The organism is Pseudidiomarina sp. (assembly GCF_048268165.1).
Taxonomy (GTDB): Bacteria; Pseudomonadota; Gammaproteobacteria; order Enterobacterales; family Alteromonadaceae; genus Pseudidiomarina.
In genome coordinates this window covers 41,837-59,521 of record NZ_JBLWWA010000003.1, presented here as the reverse complement: position 1 = coordinate 59,521, position 17,685 = coordinate 41,837, and the positions used below count along the sequence as shown (strand labels likewise).

Below are 17,685 nucleotides of genomic sequence, written 5' to 3'. Positions count from 1 at the left end.
TGCAACTGGTGTTGTCTTCTTAGTGTAATCGACGAATACTATAGAAAGGTTTGTTTTGATTCAAAGAATAATCAAAAAGAGAACATCATGAAGTTTAGCTATTTTTACGAGCGTGCGGTAGCTCGACAGGGCAGTGAGCAAGCATTGCTAACGCGAATGCCGCGACTGGCTTCACCTGAGGCGGTGAGCCGCCTATCGGATGATCGATTTTTAGCGGAAATGACGCGCTGTGTTTTTCGGGCGGGTTTTGCTTGGCAGGTCATCGAGAGCAAGTGGGAAGGTTTTGAGGCAGCGTTTGCTGGATTTCTGCCAGTTTACTGGCAGCAAGTGCCACCAGAACGGCTTGATGAATTGGCGCGCGACGTACGTATTGTGCGCAATCCGCAGAAAATTGCTACGGTGCCTATTAACGCTCGCATGATTGTTGAGGCCTCTGAGCAACACGGTGGGTTTGGTCGGTTTTTGGCGAATTGGCCGTCAAGCGAGCAAGCTGATTTGCTGCGCTATTTTAAAAAGCACGGCGCGCGATTAGGCGGAACCGCCGCGCATCATGTGTTACGCCGCGTGGGTTGGGATGGTTATATACTGACGCCAGATAACTTAACCGCGATGCGTAATCACAATTTGCTTGATGCCTCGCCGTACAGTCAACGAGGCGCCAAGCAAATTCAGCAGGCCTTTAATCAATGGCATGCTGAGACAGGATTACCCTACAGTCATTTGTCACGGATATTATCAATGACAATTGACGTTAAAGGTTAACGCAGCGTAACAAATTCCTCAGCGCTGGTTGGGTGCAGTGCAACCGTGGCATCAAAGTCAGCCTTGGTTGCGCCCATCTTCATCGCGACTGCGAAACCTTGCAGAATTTCATCCATACCCTCGCCGATGCCGTGAATACCTATAACCCGTTCTTCTGGGCCGGTACAGACAAGCTTAAATGTGCTTAGGGCGCGGTGCGGTGTAACCGCGTTGTACATTGCGGCAAATTGCGAACGGTAAACTTTTACATCATCACCGTGCACTTCGCGCGCTTCAGCTTCAGTTAAACCTACGGTGCCTATGGCTGGGTGACTAAAGACGATGGTCGGGATTAAGCTGTAGTCCATGTGCGCATCTGGCATGTCTTTATTAAACAGGCGTTCAGACAGCAACCGGCCAGCTTTAATGGCAACAGGCGTCAATTGGGCTTCACCGGTTATATCCCCAACAGCATAAATACCTTTCACATTAGTATTCTGGTATTTGTCGGTGCGAATAAAACCGTGTTCATCAACTTCAACACCGGCCGCTTCAAGGTTTATTTTATCGGTGGCTGGTTCACGGCCAATGGCCCAAACCAGGCAATCAACCCCATCAATGCTTTGACCATTTTCGCAATGGACTGACAAAGTGCCATCGCTATTTTTTTCAACACGCTCAATAATGCACCCAGTATGAAGCTCTGGACCGTCTTGCTTAAGGCGTTCCAGCAGTGCATCGGTAATGTCATGGTCAAAATAACGTAGTGGGCGGTCGCCTCGCACCAGCAAATGCGCATCAGAACCAAGTGCATCAAGTACACCGGCAATTTCTACGGCAATGTAGCCTGCGCCCACCACAACCGATTTCTTGGGGCGTTCGGTTAATGCAAAAAAGCCATCCGAATCAATCCCGTATTCAGCGCCAGGTACATCGGGAATCATTGCCCGACCACCAACTGCAATGGTAATGTGGTCAGCGGTAATATGCTCGCCGTTAACTTCCACAGTATTTGCATCAACAAAGCGCGCAAAGCCTTCAATGTAGTCAACGCCATTGCCTTCAAAGCCACGCTTGTAGCCGCCATGAATACGCTGAATGTAAGCTTCACGATTTTTAACCAAGGTGCTCCAGTCGAATCCTTTTTGTTCAAGGTCGAAGCCGTAGGCCGAACTGTATTTAATCGCTTCGGCAATATGTGCGCCGTACCACATAACTTTTTTTGGTACACAGCCGACATTGACGCATGTTCCGCCCACGGCCTTCGCTTCTACCACCGCAGCTTTAGCACCGCGAATAGCTGCGCGGTTCGCTGAGGCGATGCCGCCGCTACCAGCACCAATGGCAAGATAATCGTAATGTCGGGTCATGTGCTCTACTCCTGTGACATGCTAGAGTGTTGTATCTGCTAAATGAATGCGCCTATGATCGCTGAAAACGCAGATGGGTGCAATGCGCGCTCCGACGGATACAGCCAATTAACCGACGAAAATACCGATGACCCTTATCTATCAAATCAATCGCAGTAAGCGGCGACGCAACCTGGCCATCAAGGTGGCGAAGGGAAAGCTTGAAGTTCAAGCGCCTTGGCATATGTCGGAGGCGACTATTCGCGCCTTTGTGAATGATAAGCACGCGTGGATAGATAAGCATTTGCAGCGGCAACGGCGGCAGCTTGATGCCTTGGCTCCGCGGTTGTGGGAATCTGGTGAGCGCTTACGTTGGCTGGGTGAGCCGATGACCTTGAAAGTTGCTACTGCAACACGAAAAAGTGCTGAGCGTTATGGTGCTGAATTGTTTGTTACGAAAACAGCGCGAAGTCAGGCGGATAAAGAGCCACGCTTAACTGTTATTGGCTGGTATAAACGACAGGCCGAAGCCTGGCTTGACGATTTTTTTGCAACATGGCCCGAGCACCACGGATTAACTCCCAGTACCTGGAGTATTGGTGATTTCACCAGCAAGTGGGGGCATTGTACCCGTAAGCAAGCTTTGAAATTCACATGGAAGTTATGGATAGCGCCGCCGTGGGTGGTACGTAACGTGGTAATACATGAACTGTGCCATTTAAAAGAGTTTAATCACAGCAAGTCGTTTTGGCGTTTGGTTGCGCAGCTCTCACCGGATTATCAGGCAGCTGAGGCATGGTTGCGTCAGCACGGAGTGACCGTGCTGAACGCGGATTACCTGGATTATTGCGACGAAGGTAGTGATTAATTAGTCGGTAGGTTTTGCTTTAAAAACTCAACCATCATGGTGCGCAAATGTTGCGTGGTTCCTTCACCTTCGCTAATCCCATGGGTGCGGTTAGGGTAGGCGAAATAATCAAATTGCTTGCCATGTTTTATCAGTTCATTAACGAGCCGTTCTGAACCTTGAAAATGAACATTATCGTCGCCCGTTCCATGCACCAGCAACAAGTCACCTTGTAAACTTTCGGCATGGGTAATTGCCGAAGTTTCACGATAACTATCGGCGGCTTCCGGCAATAATCCCGAGTAGCGTTCCTGATAAATTGTATCGTACAACGTTAAGTCCGGTACAGGCGCCAGCGCCATACCCGCATGGTACGAGTCCGGATAGCGGAACAGCGCATTAAGGGTTTGCGAACCACCACCACTATGCCCCCAAATGCCTACCCGGTCTTCATCAATAAAGTCCCAGCGGTCGAGCATTGCCTGCAAAGCGTCATGCTGATCGCGAACGGTAACGACGCCTAAATTTTTGTAAATTGAACGTCGCCATTCAAAACCCCGTGGTGAACGAGTACCGCGGTTATCAACAGAAGCGACTAAATAGCCTTGTTGGGTTAAGTAGGTATGAAACAAAAAGCGCTCACCACCCCAACTGTTTGCCACCGTTTGGCCCCAAGGTTCGCCATAAACGTAGTAGACGATAGGGTATTCTTTGTTCGGATCAAAATCTGCTGGCTTCATGAGATAGCCATCCAGTTTCAGACCGTCTTGCGCTTCAACTTGAAAGAACTCAAACGCACCACGCTTGAGCTTGTCAAACGCATTCTGAGCCTCATCATTGGTTTTGATGACGCGAATACTCTTATGCTCTGGCAGCGTGATCATATCGACAATCGGCATCGTTTCGACATTTGAAAACGTATGCACCGCATATTTCGCATCCGCTGAAAGTTGGTAGCTATGCGTTCCCGGTTGATCTGGCGTGAGCCTTTCAAGCTTGCCGCTACCATCTAAACTTGCGCGGAACAAATAACGCTCAAGTGGTGTTTCGGGTGAAGCAATAAAGTAGACCCAACCGTCTTTTTCGTTGATTTGAAGAACCTCAATAACGTCCCAGTTGCCTCGGGTGATGGTGCTGAGTCGTCCGGTATCCCGTTGTACGACATAGATATGACGGAAACCGCTGCGCTCACTGAGCCATGTAAATGATTTACCGTTGTCAATAAACTGCAGGTCATCAACATATTCCGCCCAGCTCTCGGTGACTTCTTGTAAAAGCTGTTGCACGGCTCCTGTTTTCGCATTGGCTAAAAAAGCTGTATTAACGGCTTGCGAGCGAGTGAGTTGCTGAATGAGCAGCTGTGAGCTGTTGCCAGCCCATTGCATGCGCACTAAGTAATTCTGACGTGGGTCACCAGGAACTTTCATCCACGTTGTATCGCCACCTTGGGCAGGCATTACACCAATTCGCATTGCGGCGTTGGTCTCGCCAACTTTTGGATAAGGGAATTGTTTTAACGTTGGGTACAATTCATCAGTGTTATTAATCATGGTAAACAACGGGGTGCCTTCGGTGTCCAATTGCCAGTAGGCAATTGAGCTGCCGTCAGGGCTCCAACGAAAACCATCGCGCAAGAAAAACTCTTCTTCGTTCACCCAGTCAAAGGTGCCGTTGACGATAGTGTCGCTGCCATCTTTTGTCAGTTGCGTAATACGTGATGAGTTAAGATTCTCAACATAGATGTTGTTTTTCATCACATACGCTACACGAGTCGCTTGTGGGTCGAACTTGGCAAACTGCAATGTTGACGCGTCAGCATTACCGCCCAGTTGTTGTAACTTCTTGGTGGATAAATCAAATACCCAGTAGTCACCAAGAGTATGGGTGCGCCATGAGCGCTTCGTGTTGGTGAATAGGAGTAACTTACTGCCATCATCTGACCAGCTGTAGTCGGCAACCTTGAGTGGGTCAGAATTATTATCGGGGCGTAAATCTTCAGCATTCACCAACACAGTTCGCTGCTGGGTTTGTGGGTGGTATCGTACAATGTGGTGACCACCATCCTCGGCGCTCTCTAACACGGTGTAGCCGCTGCCGTCAGCCAGCCAACGTGTTGGGCCAACGCCACGGGCATTATATTTGCCTTCTTGATAGAGCGCGTCAAATTCAACAGCTGCTGTACCTGTCGATTGATTCGTGTCCTGTTGTTCTCCGTTACCCGGAAGTGTGCTACAACCTGCTATAAAGGCAACGGAAGCGACGCCAATAAAGGTTTGACGTAGCCATGATATTGATTGTTGTGTCATTGTAATTCCCTGTTGTGAGGGCGGTGTGACCTTGAAAAATTGCACGACGCCCATACTTATGCAGAAGACGAAAGTATCCACGCATTATTCAAGAGGATGTTCCATGAGTCAAAACCCTTTGCTCACTGATTACCATTTACCCCCGTTTGAGGCAATAGAGCCGCACCATGTTATACCGGCTATTGAGCAACGGATTAAAGACTGTAAGAACACAATCGAGGCGGTTGTAGCCGCAGGTGACTACAGCTGGGATGGATTGGTGGAGCCTCTCGAGCAGGTTGATGACTTGTTGGAGCGCAGTTGGTCGCCGGTATCCCATTTAAATGCTGTGGTCAGTTCGAAAGAACTGCGAGAGGCTCACGATAACTGTCTGCCACAACTGTCTGAATACGGTACATTTGTGGGCCAACACGAAGGCTTATACAACGCTTTTAAAACATTGCGAGCAAGTGACAACTTCGAGCAGCTTACCGAGGCCCAGCGTAAAGTTGTGACGGACACGCTGCGTGACTTTGAATTGTCAGGCATTGCTTTACCGACCGATAAGAAACAACGCTATGCTGAAATTCAAACGAAGCTATCTGATCTGTCTTCTCAGTTCAGTAATAACTTACTCGATGCGACCGACGGCTGGCACTACCTCGTAACAACCGAAGACATGCTGGCAGGGCTTCCAGAAAGCGCTATTGCGGCCGCCAAAGCTGCCGCAGCAGAGCATCATCAAGAAGGCTGGCGCTTTGGCTTAGACTTCCCTAGCTATTTGCCGGTAATGACCTATGCGGACAACGCTGAACTGCGCCGTATTATGTACGAAGCATTTACCACGCGCGCATCTGATCAAGGTCCGCAAGCTGGGCAATTTGATAACACCGCCATCATGGCTGAAACCTTAGCGCTGCGACATGAGCTAGCAGAGCTACTGGGGTTCGCCAACTATGCGGAATTGTCGTTGACGACAAAAATGGCTGAGTCAGCAGATCAGGTTGAACAGTTTCTACAGGACTTAGCCAAACATTCATTGTCGCAGGCCCATGCAGATTATCAGGATGTTCTGAAGTTTGCCGCTGAAAACTTTGGTGTTGATCATTTAGATGCCTGGGACGTTGGCTATTTCAGCGAAAAGCTGAAACAACAACGTTACGCTATTTCCGATGAGCAGTTACGTCCCTATTTTCCAGAACAACAGGTTGTGCAGGGTTTATTTGCCGTGGTTCAAACATTGTTTGGAATACGTATTGAGGAGCAAGAGAACGTTGCAGCATGGCATCCTCAGGTGCGTTATTTTGTTATCACGGATAACAACGGCGATGTGCGCGGTAGTTTCTTTTTAGATTTGTATGCGCGCGCAGGGAAACGCGGTGGAGCATGGATGGCAGAGTGCGCAGTACGTCGAATTACCGCGACGCATGAACTGCAATTGCCGGTGGCTTATTTGACCTGTAACTTCAATAAACCTGTAGGCGACAAACCTGCGCTGTTTACTCATGACGAAGTGCTAACATTGTTCCATGAATTTGGCCATGGCCTGCACCATATGTTAACCAAAGTGGACGTTGCTGGTGTGTCAGGAATTAACGGTGTGGCTTGGGATGCGGTTGAACTGCCGTCACAGTTTCTTGAAAATTGGTGTTGGGAGCCAGAAGCACTGGCCATGATCTCTGGCCATTTCGAAACCGGTGAGCCCTTACCGCAAAATTTATTAGACAACATGCTGGCTGCGCGTAACTTCCAATCAGCGATGCAAATGGTTCGACAGCTCGAATTTAGCTTGTTTGATCTGCGTATTCATCGCGATTATGCCCCCCAGAAGGGCGATCAGATTCAAGCCATTCTTGATGCAGTGCGTGATGAAGTCGCGGTAAGAAAACCGCCTTCGTACAATCGCTTTCAGCATGGCTTTGGTCACATATTTGCTGGCGGCTATGCAGCGGGCTATTACAGCTACAAATGGGCCGAGGTATTGTCAGCTGACGCCTATTCGCGCTTTGAAGAAGAGGGGATATTTAATCGCGAAACAGGGCAAGACTTTTTGCGTGCCATTTTGGAGCGCGGCGGCTCACGTGATGCGATGGAGCTATTTAAGGAGTTTCGAGGCCGTGAGCCAGACGTTGAAGCTTTGTTGCGTCATACGGGTATTACGAGTCTGGAACAACCCAGCTAACCAACAGCACCAGAGAAATTACGAATAGAATGACAAACACAGCGCCAACTGCGACGTAAATTGCGGGATTACCGTGATTAAAGTCGCGTTGGCGATTTTTGTCTGATTGCACACCAAACAGTGCCGCAAGCACACTAATTACGATATCGAAAAAACCAGGTTTTGAAGTTTGGTCTGAAGTTTTGTCCGAATGTTTTTCTGAAGACATGGCTACTCAGTGCTGTCAATTAGCGGGTTAACCACCAATAGGTTGATTGTAATCGCGCTTTTTAGATTCAGCTGAACCAAATAGCAGTTCGAATAAATCGAGGAAATGGAATTGAGTTGAGCGACTTTTACCGCTAAACCAACTGGTCCATGTCACACTTTGTTCAGGCGCTTGGCAGACGGTTTGAGCGTTGGGTTGTTCGCTGTTATGCATCATAGCTTTGCATTCTTCGAGCGATTTAGTCGATTCATTTTGCCACGCAGCAGCACTCACTGCGCTAATTAGCACAATGCTTGCAATCAATAAGACTGACATAACTGACAGCTTCATGGACTACTCCGCTTAATAAATGAACTACTAAAATAGCAGGAAATAAGCTTATCTGCCAAGTCTATTGCATTATTTTTTTGACTGCCAAGCCGGCGAACCTTTGCTACACTATGGCCTCTTTTTGACTGGCGAGGTGATTATGCGCGAATTTTTAATCGCACCATCAATATTATCGGCAGATTTTGCGCGGCTTGGTGAAGAAGTCGACCGTGTATTAGGCGCAGGTGCTGACGTCGTTCATTTTGATGTGATGGACAATCATTTCGTCCCTAATCTCACCATTGGACCGATGGTTTGTAAGGCGCTTCGCGATTACGGTATCAAAGCACCGATAGATGTTCATTTAATGGTGCAACCGGTCGACCGCATGATCGATGACTTCGCTGCTGCGGGCGCCTCGATTATTACTTTTCACCCCGAGGCATCGACACATATCGACCGTTCTTTGCAGCAAATTAAGGCAGCAGGGTGTCAAGCAGGCTTAGTGTTTAATCCGGCTACGCCTTTGCATTATTTAGATTATGTACTTGATAAAGTTGATGTAATCTTACTGATGTCGGTTAACCCAGGATTTGGTGGTCAGTCATTTATTCCTGCAACATTAGATAAATTGCGCCAGGCACGTAAAATAATCGACGCTAGCGGACGCGATATTCGATTAGAGATAGATGGCGGCGTTAAAGTAGACAATATCGCTGAAATTGCAGCAGCCGGTGCCGACATGTTTGTCGCAGGCTCCGCAATATTTAATCAACCCGACTATGCCAAAGTAATCGGCGAAATGCGGAAACAATTAGCAACTGTAGCTTAATAACGGATATAAAAATTTATGAGTAAACCCATTGTATTAAGTGGCTGTCAGCCGTCAGGACAACTCTCGATTGGTAATTACATTGGCGCCCTGCGTCAGTGGGTAAAAATGCAAGAAACTCATGATTGCCGTTTTATGTTGGTTGATTTGCATGCGATTACGGTGCGTCAGGATCCAGAAAAATTGCGTGAGGCAACACTAGACGGCCTTGCGCTTTACATGGCCTGTGGTTTAGACCCAGAAAAAAGTATCATTTTCGTACAATCGCACGTGCCTGAACATGCTCAGCTGGCTTGGGTCTTAAATTGTTATACCCAGATGGGTGAGTTAAACCGAATGACCCAGTTCAAAGACAAGTCGGATAGGCACGCGCATAACATCAATGCTGGTTTGTTTACTTATCCAGCATTGATGGCGGCAGATATTTTACTTTATCAAGCAAATGAAGTGCCGGTTGGCAATGATCAGAAACAGCATCTTGAATTAGCGCGCGATGTGGCAACACGGTTCAACAACATTTATGGCGAAGTGTTTACCATACCGGACCCGTTCATTCCGGAAGTTGGAGCGCGGGTTATGAGTTTGCAAGAGCCGACCAAGAAAATGTCAAAGTCTGACGAGAACCCAAATAATTATATTGGGTTGTTGGAAGACCCGAAGAAAATCACAAAAAAATTAAAACGTGCAGTAACAGACTCGGATGAGCAAGCCCGCATTTATTTTGATACCGAAGAAAAGCCGGGTGTATCTAACCTGCTATCAATCTTGTCCGCCGCAACAGGCAAGCCAATTGCTGATTTGGTGCCTGCATACGAAGACAAAATGTATGGCCATTTGAAGGGTGACACGGCTGACGCCGTTGTGGCCATGCTGGAACCCGTTCAACAGCGATACCAAGAGTTGCGCAATAATCGTGATTACCTGAATCAGGTTATGGCTCAGGGGGCCGACGCTGCAAGTGACCATGCTGCGAAAACGCTCCGGAAGGTTTATGACGTTATTGGGTTCGTTCCGCGGCCATAACTTATGTTGTTAATGATCGATAACTATGACTCGTTCACCCATAATGTTGTGCGTTATTTTCGTGAACTAGACGCACAGGTGCATGTTGTTCGTAACGATCAGATATCCCTTGAACAAATCAGCGAATTGCCGCTAAGTGGTATTGTTATTTCTCCCGGCCCTTGTACACCGAATGAGGCTGGGATTTCTTTGCAGGTAATTCGCCATTTTGCCGGTAAGCTACCCATACTTGGTGTGTGCCTTGGGCATCAAGCTATAGGGCAGGTTTTTGGCGCTCAGGTGGTACGTGCCGAGCAGGTGATGCATGGCAAAACGTCTGTATTGCATCATGGAAATGAAGGGTTGTTCAAAGACTTACCAAGCCCATTTCAGGTCGCCCGTTATCACTCACTCGTTTTAGCGCCCAGCTCTATACCCAAAGAAATTATCGTGGACGCATGGACTGAAGCTAAAGATGGTTCGCGTGAAGTGATGGCAATTCGCCATGTGGATATGCCAATCTGGGGCGTTCAATATCATCCCGAGGCAATTGAAACTGAATATGGGCATGACGTTTTCCGACAATTCTTGGCCTTTTGTGCGACCAGGTAAGCGTCATTTTTGCGTTAACTATTCACTCAAATTTGCTGCTTCATGCATACTTATGCAGGCGTGTTGCAAAATAAACTAACTCTCCGAAATCCCCCGCTTTTTCTAAGCTTCAAGCACGACAGCGATGCTTTTTTCTGCAATAATATGCGCACTCAATACGGCTATTATTCAGCGGCCAAACTAAACTAATTTGCATGGCAACGAGGGAACCTTATGACTGCTAAGATCAACGTTAATCGCGCTTTATTTGATGAAGTGATGGTGCCGAACTATAACCCGGCAAAAATGATTCCAGTGAAAGGTGAAGGGTCTCGTGTTTGGGACCAAGAAGGTAAAGAATATGTCGATTTTGCTGGCGGTATTGCGGTTAACTGTTTAGGGCATTGCCACCCAGCAATGGTTAAAGCATTAACCGAGCAAGGTAACAAGCTCTGGCACTTGAGCAACGTATTTACCAACGAGCCAGCAATTCGTTTGGCTAAAAAATTAACAGATGCGACATTCGCTGATCGTGTGTATTTTGCCAACTCAGGCGCCGAAGCCAATGAAGCAGCATTAAAACTGGCACGTCGCTGGGCATTGGATAAATTTGGTCCAGAAAAGAATCAAATTATTGCGTTCAATAAAGGTTTTCACGGCCGCACGTTCTTTACCGTTACCGTGGGTGGTCAACCTGCGTACTCAGAAGGCTTTGGTCCGAAGCCTGGCGCGGTAGAACATGTTGATTATAACGATCTTGCTGCACTTGAAAAACTCATGTCTGAACAAACCTGTGCGGTAATGATGGAACCTCTGCAAGGTGAAGGCGGCGTTATTAGCCCTGATGCAGACTTCGTAAAAGGCGTGCGAGCGCTGTGTGATAAATACAATGCGTTGTTGGTATTTGATGAAGTTCAAACAGGTTTTGGTCGTACAGGAAGCTTGTACGCATACCAGCAACTTGACGTGAGCCCTGATATTCTATCAACCGCTAAAGCGCTAGGCGGTGGTTTCCCGATTGGCGCAATGTTAACAACGGATGAAATTGCCCAACACCTAAAACCTGGCACGCACGGCAGCACCTATGGGGGTAACCCATTAGCTTGTGCTGTCGCTGAAGCCGTATTTGATGTTGTAAATACCAGTGACGTACTTGAAGGTGTGAAGGTTCGTGAGCAGTTGTTCAAAAACAAACTGCATGAAATTAATGAAAAATACGGCATTTTCAAAGACATTCGCGGCAAGGGCCTGCTGATCGGTGCAGAGTTGAATGACAAATTTGACGGCAAAGCACGTGATTTTCTCAACGCCGCAGCCGATGAAGGCACCATGGTGCTTATCGCTGGGCCAAGTGTTATCCGTTTTACACCGTCGTTGATTATTCCCGAGCAAGATATTGTTGAAGGGCTGGCGCGATTTGAGCGAGCAGTCGCAAAGCTTGCTGGCTAAGCTAAACGGAGACACCTTATGCTAGTGGTTCGTCCGATTAAACCGCAGGACTATGCGGCGCTCTACCGGTGTGCAGTTGAATCAGGTCACGGGTTTACCTCATTGCCTGTTGACGAAGATTTATTGCGTCGCCGCATAGCTCGGGCTCAAGAAGCCTTTGCTCGTGAACAGGTGAGTGAGCCCGGTGATGAGGGCTATTTGTTTGTCATGGAAGAAACGGACACCGGAGAAGTGGTTGGCTGCAGCGCTATTGAAGCTGCAGTTGGCCTATCCGATGCCTTCTATCATTACCGTTTAGGCAAGGTGACACACCATTCAAAAGAATTGGATATCTACAACGCACTTGAAACACTGACGTTGTGTAACGATTACACCGGGTTCAGTGAGTTATGCACGCTATTTTTACGCGAGCCATTTAGAAAGAATATGAATGGTCGCGTGTTGTCGCGCTTTCGTATGTTGTTTATGGCTGAATTTAGAAACCGATTTAGCGAAGTGGCCATCGCTGAAATGCGCGGCGTTTCTGACGAAAATGGGCAATCACCTTTCTGGGGTTGGTTGCAGCAACACTTTTTCTCAATGGATTTTACGCAAGCCGATTACTTAACAGGTATTGGCGAAAAAACGTTTGTGGCTGAGTTGATGCCGCAATTGCCTATATACGTGAAGCTACTGCCACCAGAGGCGCAAGCGGTGATTGGTCAGGTGCACGAGAATACGCGCCCAGCATTAAAAATGTTGCAAAGTGAAGGGTTTCGCTGTCGCGGATATGTAGATATTTTTGATGCGGGCCCTACGGTAGAAGCTGAAGTTTCTAATATCAAGAGCGTACGGGAAAGTAAGCGCTTACCAATACGGATTGGAGATGTTGCGAAAGAACAGCCGCGGTTTATTGTCTGCAACACACAAGTGGCAAACTTCCGTGCCGCACAAGCACGCCTTGAGCTCGCTGATGATCATGTGGTGCTTGATGCGAAAACGGCTGCAGCACTGCAAGTACAAAATGGCGATAACGTTCGATTTGTCACATTGACAGGAGCAAACTAATGTCAGACCAGAATTTATTTATTAATAACAATTGGATTGCCGGAGAAGGCGAATTATTTAAGTCGGTTGACCCAGCCCGTAACGAAGTAGTTTGGGAGGGTAAAGCAGCCACCGAAGAGCAAGTTGACGCAGCTGTAATGGCAGCTCGAGCAGCTTTCGTTGATTGGGCCGATCGCAGTTTTGAAGACCGCCTAGCAATTTGTAAGCGATTTGCCGAACTGTTGGAAGAAAATAAGCAAAAATTTGCTCATATCATTGCCGAAGAAACCGGTAAGCCTATTTGGGAAACACTAACAGAAGTTGGTGCAATGATTGGTAAAGTCGCCATTTCTGAACGTGCTTATCACGAGCGTACCGGTACCGTCGAAAACCCAATGCCGGGAGCTAAAGCATTTATACGCCACAAACCACATGGTGTGGTTGCTGTGTATGGTCCTTATAACTTCCCAGGCCACCTTCCAAATGGGCACATTGTGCCGTCATTGTTGGCGGGTAATACCGTTGTATTTAAACCCAGCGAAATGACGCCTAAAGTGGCAGAGTTTACTGTCAAAATGTGGGAAAAGGCAGGCTTGCCGAAAGGCGTATTGAACCTTGTTCAAGGCTTGGTTGATACCGGCAAAGCGCTATCGGCTCACCCACAAATCGATGGGCTTTTCTTTACCGGTTCTTCGAATACTGGGCATGTACTTCACAAATTGTATGCCGGTCGCCCAGATAAAATTTTAGCTCTTGAAATGGGTGGTAATAATCCACTCATCGTAAAAGATGTCGCGGATATCGACGCCGCAGTGCACGACATTGTGCAATCTGCATTCATTACCTCCGGTCAACGTTGTACGTGTGCACGTCGCTTGTTTATTGAAAAAGGACCGCAGGGCGATGCCATATTGAAACGCCTGATTGAAGTGACAGAAAATATTCAAGTTGGTGATTATGAAGCTGACCCGCAACCATTTATGGGAGCAATGATTTCAGCTAAAGCAGCCACAGATATGGTCAAGGCGCAAAATGATCTGATTGACGCTGGCGCTAAAATCTTATTAAAAATGCTGCAAAAAGATCACAATCTTGGTTTTGTGACGCCAGGTATTTTGGATGTAACGCATGTTGAAGAAATGCCGGACATTGAGCATTTTGGGCCGCTTTTGAAGGTTTACCGTTACACCGATTTTGATGCGGCAATTAAAGAAGCCAATAATACCAAGTACGGTCTATCAGCGGGCATTCTGTGTGATAGTGAAGAAACCTACCGGTATTTCTTTAAGCGCATCCGCGCCGGCATTGTGAACTGGAATAAGCCGATTACAGGTGCAAGTAGTGCGGCACCATTTGGTGGCGTGGGCGCCAGTGGTAACCACCGTGCCAGTGCTTATTATGCCGCTGATTATTGCGCATATCCGGTTGCATCAGTTGAAGCTGAGCATGTTGCAATGCCTGAGAAGCTCGCACCAGGCCTTAAATTTTAGTTAAAACATACATTCACGAAGGAGCACCTGATGGCAGCAGCAATGCAAGCAACGGTTAACTGGCGCGACGGATTAGTATTTGAAGCCGAGTCGGGCTCGGGCCATTCAGTGACAATGGACGGCAATAAAGCCGAGGCTGCAAGCCCAATGGAGTTGGTATTGATGGCCGCTGGAGGCTGCTCCTCAGTGGACGTGGTGAGTATTTTAGAAAAAGCTCGCCAGCAAGTTTCTGCGGTGCGTTGCGAAGTGAAAGGTGAACGTGCTGATGGAGTGCCTGCCGTTTTTACCAAAGTGCATTTGCATTTTATTGTGACTGGCACTGATGTTGCGGAGAAGCATGTTGAACGGGCCGTCGCGTTGTCGGCGGATAAGTATTGTTCGGTTGCGAAAATGCTCGAAGCATCGGTGCAACTTACCCACAGTTACAGTATTGAGAACGTGTAAATGAATTATCGGCATAGTTACCATGCTGGCAATTTTGCCGATGTGCTCAAGCATGTGCTGCAATGTGTAGCACTTGACTACTTGCAGCAAAAAGAAAAGCCATTTTGGTTACTCGATACCCATGCAGGTATCGGCATGTACGACCTGACCGGTGAACAAGCGCAGAAGACGGGCGAAGCGATCGAGGGCATTGGGCGCTTATTGAACCGTAGTGATCTACCAGAATCAATTAAGCGATACGTTAATTTGGTTCGTGAGGTAAACGACCCGAATCAGCCGGAACAATTACGCTGGTATCCGGGCTCGCCATGGTTTAGTGCCCAACATTTACGCGAACAAGACCAACTCACCTTATGTGAAATGCACCGGGAAGACAGCGGCGCATTGAGCGAAAATGTGCGTAATGAATTTCCGGCGGCCAAGCAAATCAAGGTACTTGAACATACCAACGGTTATGGCGCATTAAAAGCTCTCCTACCGCCCCCACAGAAACGCGGCATGGTGCTGATTGATCCGCCGTTTGAGCAGCGTGACGAGTTTGAGCAAGTTGTTAAAGCTCTCCAAGAAGGCGTTAAACGCTGGGCCACTGGTATTTATGCAGTGTGGTACCCCATTAAAGACCCATTAACTGTCGGTGATTTCCATCAAAAGGTGAAATCTATACCGGGGGTGGAAAAACTATTTGCGGTCGATTTATTAATTCGTGCGGCAACAGACTCAAGCAAGTTAAATGGCTGCGGCATGCTGTTTATTAATCCACCCTTCGGATTAACGCAGCAGATAAACGACATTATGGATTATCTAACCCCGATTCTTGCCCAAGACCGCGGTGCTGAATATCAAAGCCTCTGGCTGTAAATGCGTGAAAAGCTTTAGGCGCCTTTGCGCTGTTTATCGAGGATTTCCTCAATAAGCGGCGCTAAAATTAACTCCATAGCGAACACCATCTTTCCGCCCGGAACCACCAACGTGTTCATCCGTGACATGAATGACCCATCTATCATGCGCAGATAATAGGGGAAATCGACATTTTTCATGCCCCGAAACCGGATAACGACAAAACTTTCGTCAAGTGATGGAATGTCTTTGGCGCTAAATGGATTTGACGTATCCACCGTAGGAACACGTTGGAAATTTATGTGGGTACGTGAAAATTGCGGCACAATATGATGGATGTAGTCTTCCATACTACGCACAATACTTTGCGTTACGGCTTCGCGAGAGTGACCACGTTCAGAGGTGTCCCGCAGCAGCTTCTGAATCCACTCCAAGTTGACAATTGGAACCATGCCGATGAGTAAATCAACATGTTGAGCCACATTGTAACCATCGCCTGACACACCGCCATGCAAGCCTTCGTAGAACAGTAGATCAGTCCCTGCCGTGAGTGGTTCCCAAGGGGTGAAGGTGCCGGGTACCTGGTTGTAGGGAACAGCATCATCAAAATTATGCAAATAACGACGAATCTGTCCGTTGCCAGTCGCCCCGTATTCGCGAAACAGTGCTTCTAAGCGCGTAAAATCGTTAGCTTCCGGGCCAAAATAGCTGATGTGACGCCCTTGTTCTTGAGCTTTTCGAATTGCCAGTTCCATTTCCGGCCGTGAGTATCGATGGAAGCTATCGCCCTCAACACACGCAGCTTCAACGTCCAAAGAGCGGAAAATATGCCGCAACGCTTGGCTCGTTGTGGTGGTCCCAGCTCCTGATGAGCCGGTGACTGCGATGATTGGGTGTTGTACCGACATGAAACCTCCGAAAACGTAGAAAGAATGTTATACGGGGTCAGTCACATCGGGTCAAGTTTTGCGCATGTTAGTAGTGTGGAGGAACTTCCTGAGACGGGTCATTGGAAGAGGAACCTTCGGGATCACTTATTTGTTGGAACTTTTCACCCAATAAACGCATCTGATGATGCAAGAGTTGAAGTTCGCCCGCCTGTTGAGTGACTAGCTGGTTCAGTGTTTCAATTGTATCTTCTTGAAAAGCTAGTTGGCTCTCAAGGTCTGCAATACGTCGCGATAATTCATCATCGTGTTGCGCAGCCATAGGCAAACACCCCTATTTATGTGTAGTATATTCAGCGCGACGAATTACAACTTACTCTGACACAGAATTCAATCCTGGAGACAATAAATGAAGCAATTTAAAAAGCCATTGGCGCTGGCTGTTGTAGCGCTTGCAGTAACTGGTTGTATGCAACAAGAGAAATTCCCTGTGAGCGAAGCTGCGCCAGAGGCAGAACAGGACAAAATGGCCTACGCTTTTGGTTCTACACTCGGTGAATATGTTGGTGACACATTGAATCGCCAAGAAGAAGCTGAGTTTGTATTGAATCGTGACCTCGTTATTGCCGGTTTTGTCGATGCAGTGAAAGGCGAAGCGAAAATTTCACAAGCAGAAGCAGAAGAGTTAATCACTGCTATGCAAACGCAAATTGCAGAACAACGTGCAACTGTGGTCGGCGGTAAAGCATTGGAAGAAGGCGAAGCTTATCAAGCAGAAAACGCCAAAAAAGAAGGTGTAACAGTAACTGAGTCTGGGTTGCAGTATGAAGTATTGCAAGAAGGCCCTGAGGGCGGTGCACAACCTACAGCAACAGATTTAGTTGAAGTTCATTATCATGGCACGTTGATCAGCGGCGAAGTTTTTGACAGCTCAGTAGATCGCGGCGAACCGTTGGTTCTGCCATTAAACCGTGTTATTGCTGGTTGGACTGAAGGTGTTCAATTGATGAGCGTTGGTGATAAATACCGCTTCGTGATTCCTGCTGATTTAGCCTACGGTGAACGCGGCGCTGGTAATGGTCAAATTCCACCGAACGCCACCTTGGTGTTTGAAGTTGAGCTTCTGAATATTGTTAACCCAGAAGCAATGGAAGAACAGCCAGTTGAAATCGAAGCTAAGCAATAATTGGCTTTGAATGCAATGAC

Annotated in this window: 18 protein-coding genes; 12 read left to right on the top strand and 6 right to left on the bottom strand. The window is 47.7% G+C overall.

Annotated elements, in window-relative coordinates; translation table 11 throughout:
- Window positions 1-87: 87 nt before the first annotated feature.
- On the top strand, window positions 88-762 hold the full coding sequence (locus tag ACN0UY_RS08615; protein WP_417666265.1) for a DNA-3-methyladenine glycosylase I: 675 nt from the start codon (window positions 88-90) through the stop codon (window positions 760-762).
- On the opposite strand, the gene gorA is transcribed toward ACN0UY_RS08615, so the two are convergent.
- Window positions 759-2,111: a glutathione-disulfide reductase gene (gene gorA / locus ACN0UY_RS08610; RefSeq protein ID WP_417666264.1), complete on the bottom strand. Its 1,353-nt coding sequence runs from the start codon at window positions 2,109-2,111 to the stop codon at window positions 759-761. The genes ACN0UY_RS08615 and gorA overlap by 4 nt on opposite strands.
- Before the next feature lie 127 nt (window positions 2,112-2,238).
- Here gorA and ACN0UY_RS08605 point away from each other — a divergent pair, with 127 nt between their 5' ends.
- Window positions 2,239-2,958: a M48 family metallopeptidase gene (locus tag ACN0UY_RS08605; protein WP_417666263.1), complete on the top strand. Its 720-nt coding sequence runs from the start codon at window positions 2,239-2,241 to the stop codon at window positions 2,956-2,958.
- Here the strand turns inward: ACN0UY_RS08605 and ACN0UY_RS08600 are convergent.
- Complete coding sequence (locus tag ACN0UY_RS08600) at window positions 2,955-5,243, bottom strand: S9 family peptidase (RefSeq protein ID WP_417666262.1); 2,289 nt, start codon at window positions 5,241-5,243, stop codon at window positions 2,955-2,957. The genes ACN0UY_RS08605 and ACN0UY_RS08600 overlap by 4 nt on opposite strands.
- A 103-nt stretch (window positions 5,244-5,346) precedes the next feature.
- Between ACN0UY_RS08600 and prlC the strand changes: the two genes are divergently transcribed.
- Window positions 5,347-7,404 carry an oligopeptidase A gene (gene prlC, locus ACN0UY_RS08595; protein ID WP_417666261.1) on the top strand — a complete coding sequence of 686 codons (2,058 nt, stop codon included), beginning with the start codon at window positions 5,347-5,349 and terminating at the stop codon, window positions 7,402-7,404.
- Here prlC and ACN0UY_RS08590 read toward each other — a convergent pair.
- Both ACN0UY_RS08590 and ACN0UY_RS08585 read right to left on the bottom strand, forming a co-directional pair.
- Window positions 7,379-7,612 carry a DUF2970 domain-containing protein gene (locus ACN0UY_RS08590; protein WP_417666260.1) on the bottom strand — a complete coding sequence of 78 codons (234 nt, stop codon included), beginning with the start codon at window positions 7,610-7,612 and terminating at the stop codon, window positions 7,379-7,381. The two genes, prlC and ACN0UY_RS08590, sit on opposite strands and share 26 nt — an antisense overlap.
- A gap of 27 nt (window positions 7,613-7,639) precedes the next feature.
- Window positions 7,640-7,942, bottom strand: a complete 303-nt coding sequence (locus ACN0UY_RS08585) for a hypothetical protein (RefSeq protein ID WP_417666259.1) — start codon at window positions 7,940-7,942, stop codon at window positions 7,640-7,642.
- A gap of 139 nt (window positions 7,943-8,081) precedes the next feature.
- On the opposite strand from ACN0UY_RS08585, the gene rpe reads away from it, so the two are divergent.
- The 8 genes from rpe to ACN0UY_RS08545 all read left to right on the top strand — a co-directional run bounded on the left by rpe (window position 8,082) and on the right by ACN0UY_RS08545 (window position 15,613).
- Window positions 8,082-8,753 carry a ribulose-phosphate 3-epimerase gene (rpe, locus tag ACN0UY_RS08580; RefSeq protein ID WP_417666258.1) on the top strand — a complete coding sequence of 224 codons (672 nt, stop codon included), beginning with the start codon at window positions 8,082-8,084 and terminating at the stop codon, window positions 8,751-8,753.
- A gap of 18 nt (window positions 8,754-8,771) precedes the next feature.
- Entirely contained in the window at window positions 8,772-9,776 is a 1,005-nt protein-coding gene (trpS, locus tag ACN0UY_RS08575) for a tryptophan--tRNA ligase (protein WP_417666257.1), read from the top strand.
- A gap of 3 nt (window positions 9,777-9,779) precedes the next feature.
- Window positions 9,780-10,367, top strand: a complete 588-nt coding sequence (locus ACN0UY_RS08570) for an anthranilate synthase component II (protein ID WP_417666256.1) — start codon at window positions 9,780-9,782, stop codon at window positions 10,365-10,367.
- Window positions 10,368-10,592: 225 nt separating this feature from the next.
- The gene (locus ACN0UY_RS08565; protein WP_417666670.1) at window positions 10,593-11,795 is read left to right on the top strand and encodes an aspartate aminotransferase family protein; all 1,203 of its coding nucleotides are present in this window, start codon (window positions 10,593-10,595) and stop codon (window positions 11,793-11,795) included.
- Window positions 11,796-11,813: 18 nt separating this feature from the next.
- Window positions 11,814-12,842 (top strand): arginine N-succinyltransferase, encoded by a 1,029-nt coding sequence (astA, locus tag ACN0UY_RS08560; RefSeq protein ID WP_417666255.1) that lies wholly within the window; start codon window positions 11,814-11,816, stop codon window positions 12,840-12,842.
- On the top strand, window positions 12,842-14,311 hold the full coding sequence (gene astD, locus ACN0UY_RS08555) for a succinylglutamate-semialdehyde dehydrogenase (protein WP_417666254.1): 1,470 nt from the start codon (window positions 12,842-12,844) through the stop codon (window positions 14,309-14,311). The genes astA and astD overlap by 1 nt, the downstream gene beginning before the upstream one ends.
- Window positions 14,312-14,353: 42 nt before the next feature.
- Entirely contained in the window at window positions 14,354-14,755 is a 402-nt protein-coding gene (locus ACN0UY_RS08550; RefSeq protein ID WP_417666668.1) for an OsmC family protein, read from the top strand.
- Complete coding sequence (locus tag ACN0UY_RS08545) at window positions 14,756-15,613, top strand: 23S rRNA (adenine(2030)-N(6))-methyltransferase RlmJ (protein WP_417666253.1); 858 nt, start codon at window positions 14,756-14,758, stop codon at window positions 15,611-15,613.
- A 14-nt stretch (window positions 15,614-15,627) separates the two neighbouring features.
- Here the strand turns inward: ACN0UY_RS08545 and ACN0UY_RS08540 are convergent, their stop codons facing one another.
- The gene (locus tag ACN0UY_RS08540; protein WP_417666252.1) at window positions 15,628-16,500 is read right to left on the bottom strand and encodes a phosphoribulokinase; all 873 of its coding nucleotides are present in this window, start codon (window positions 16,498-16,500) and stop codon (window positions 15,628-15,630) included.
- A gap of 67 nt (window positions 16,501-16,567) precedes the next feature.
- Window positions 16,568-16,801 (bottom strand): SlyX family protein, encoded by a 234-nt coding sequence (locus tag ACN0UY_RS08535; RefSeq protein ID WP_181950962.1) that lies wholly within the window; start codon window positions 16,799-16,801, stop codon window positions 16,568-16,570.
- Between the two features lie 87 nt (window positions 16,802-16,888).
- Here ACN0UY_RS08535 and ACN0UY_RS08530 point away from each other — a divergent pair, with 87 nt between their 5' ends.
- The gene (locus ACN0UY_RS08530) at window positions 16,889-17,665 is read left to right on the top strand and encodes an FKBP-type peptidyl-prolyl cis-trans isomerase (RefSeq protein WP_417666251.1); all 777 of its coding nucleotides are present in this window, start codon (window positions 16,889-16,891) and stop codon (window positions 17,663-17,665) included.
- Window positions 17,666-17,685 lie beyond the last annotated feature (20 nt).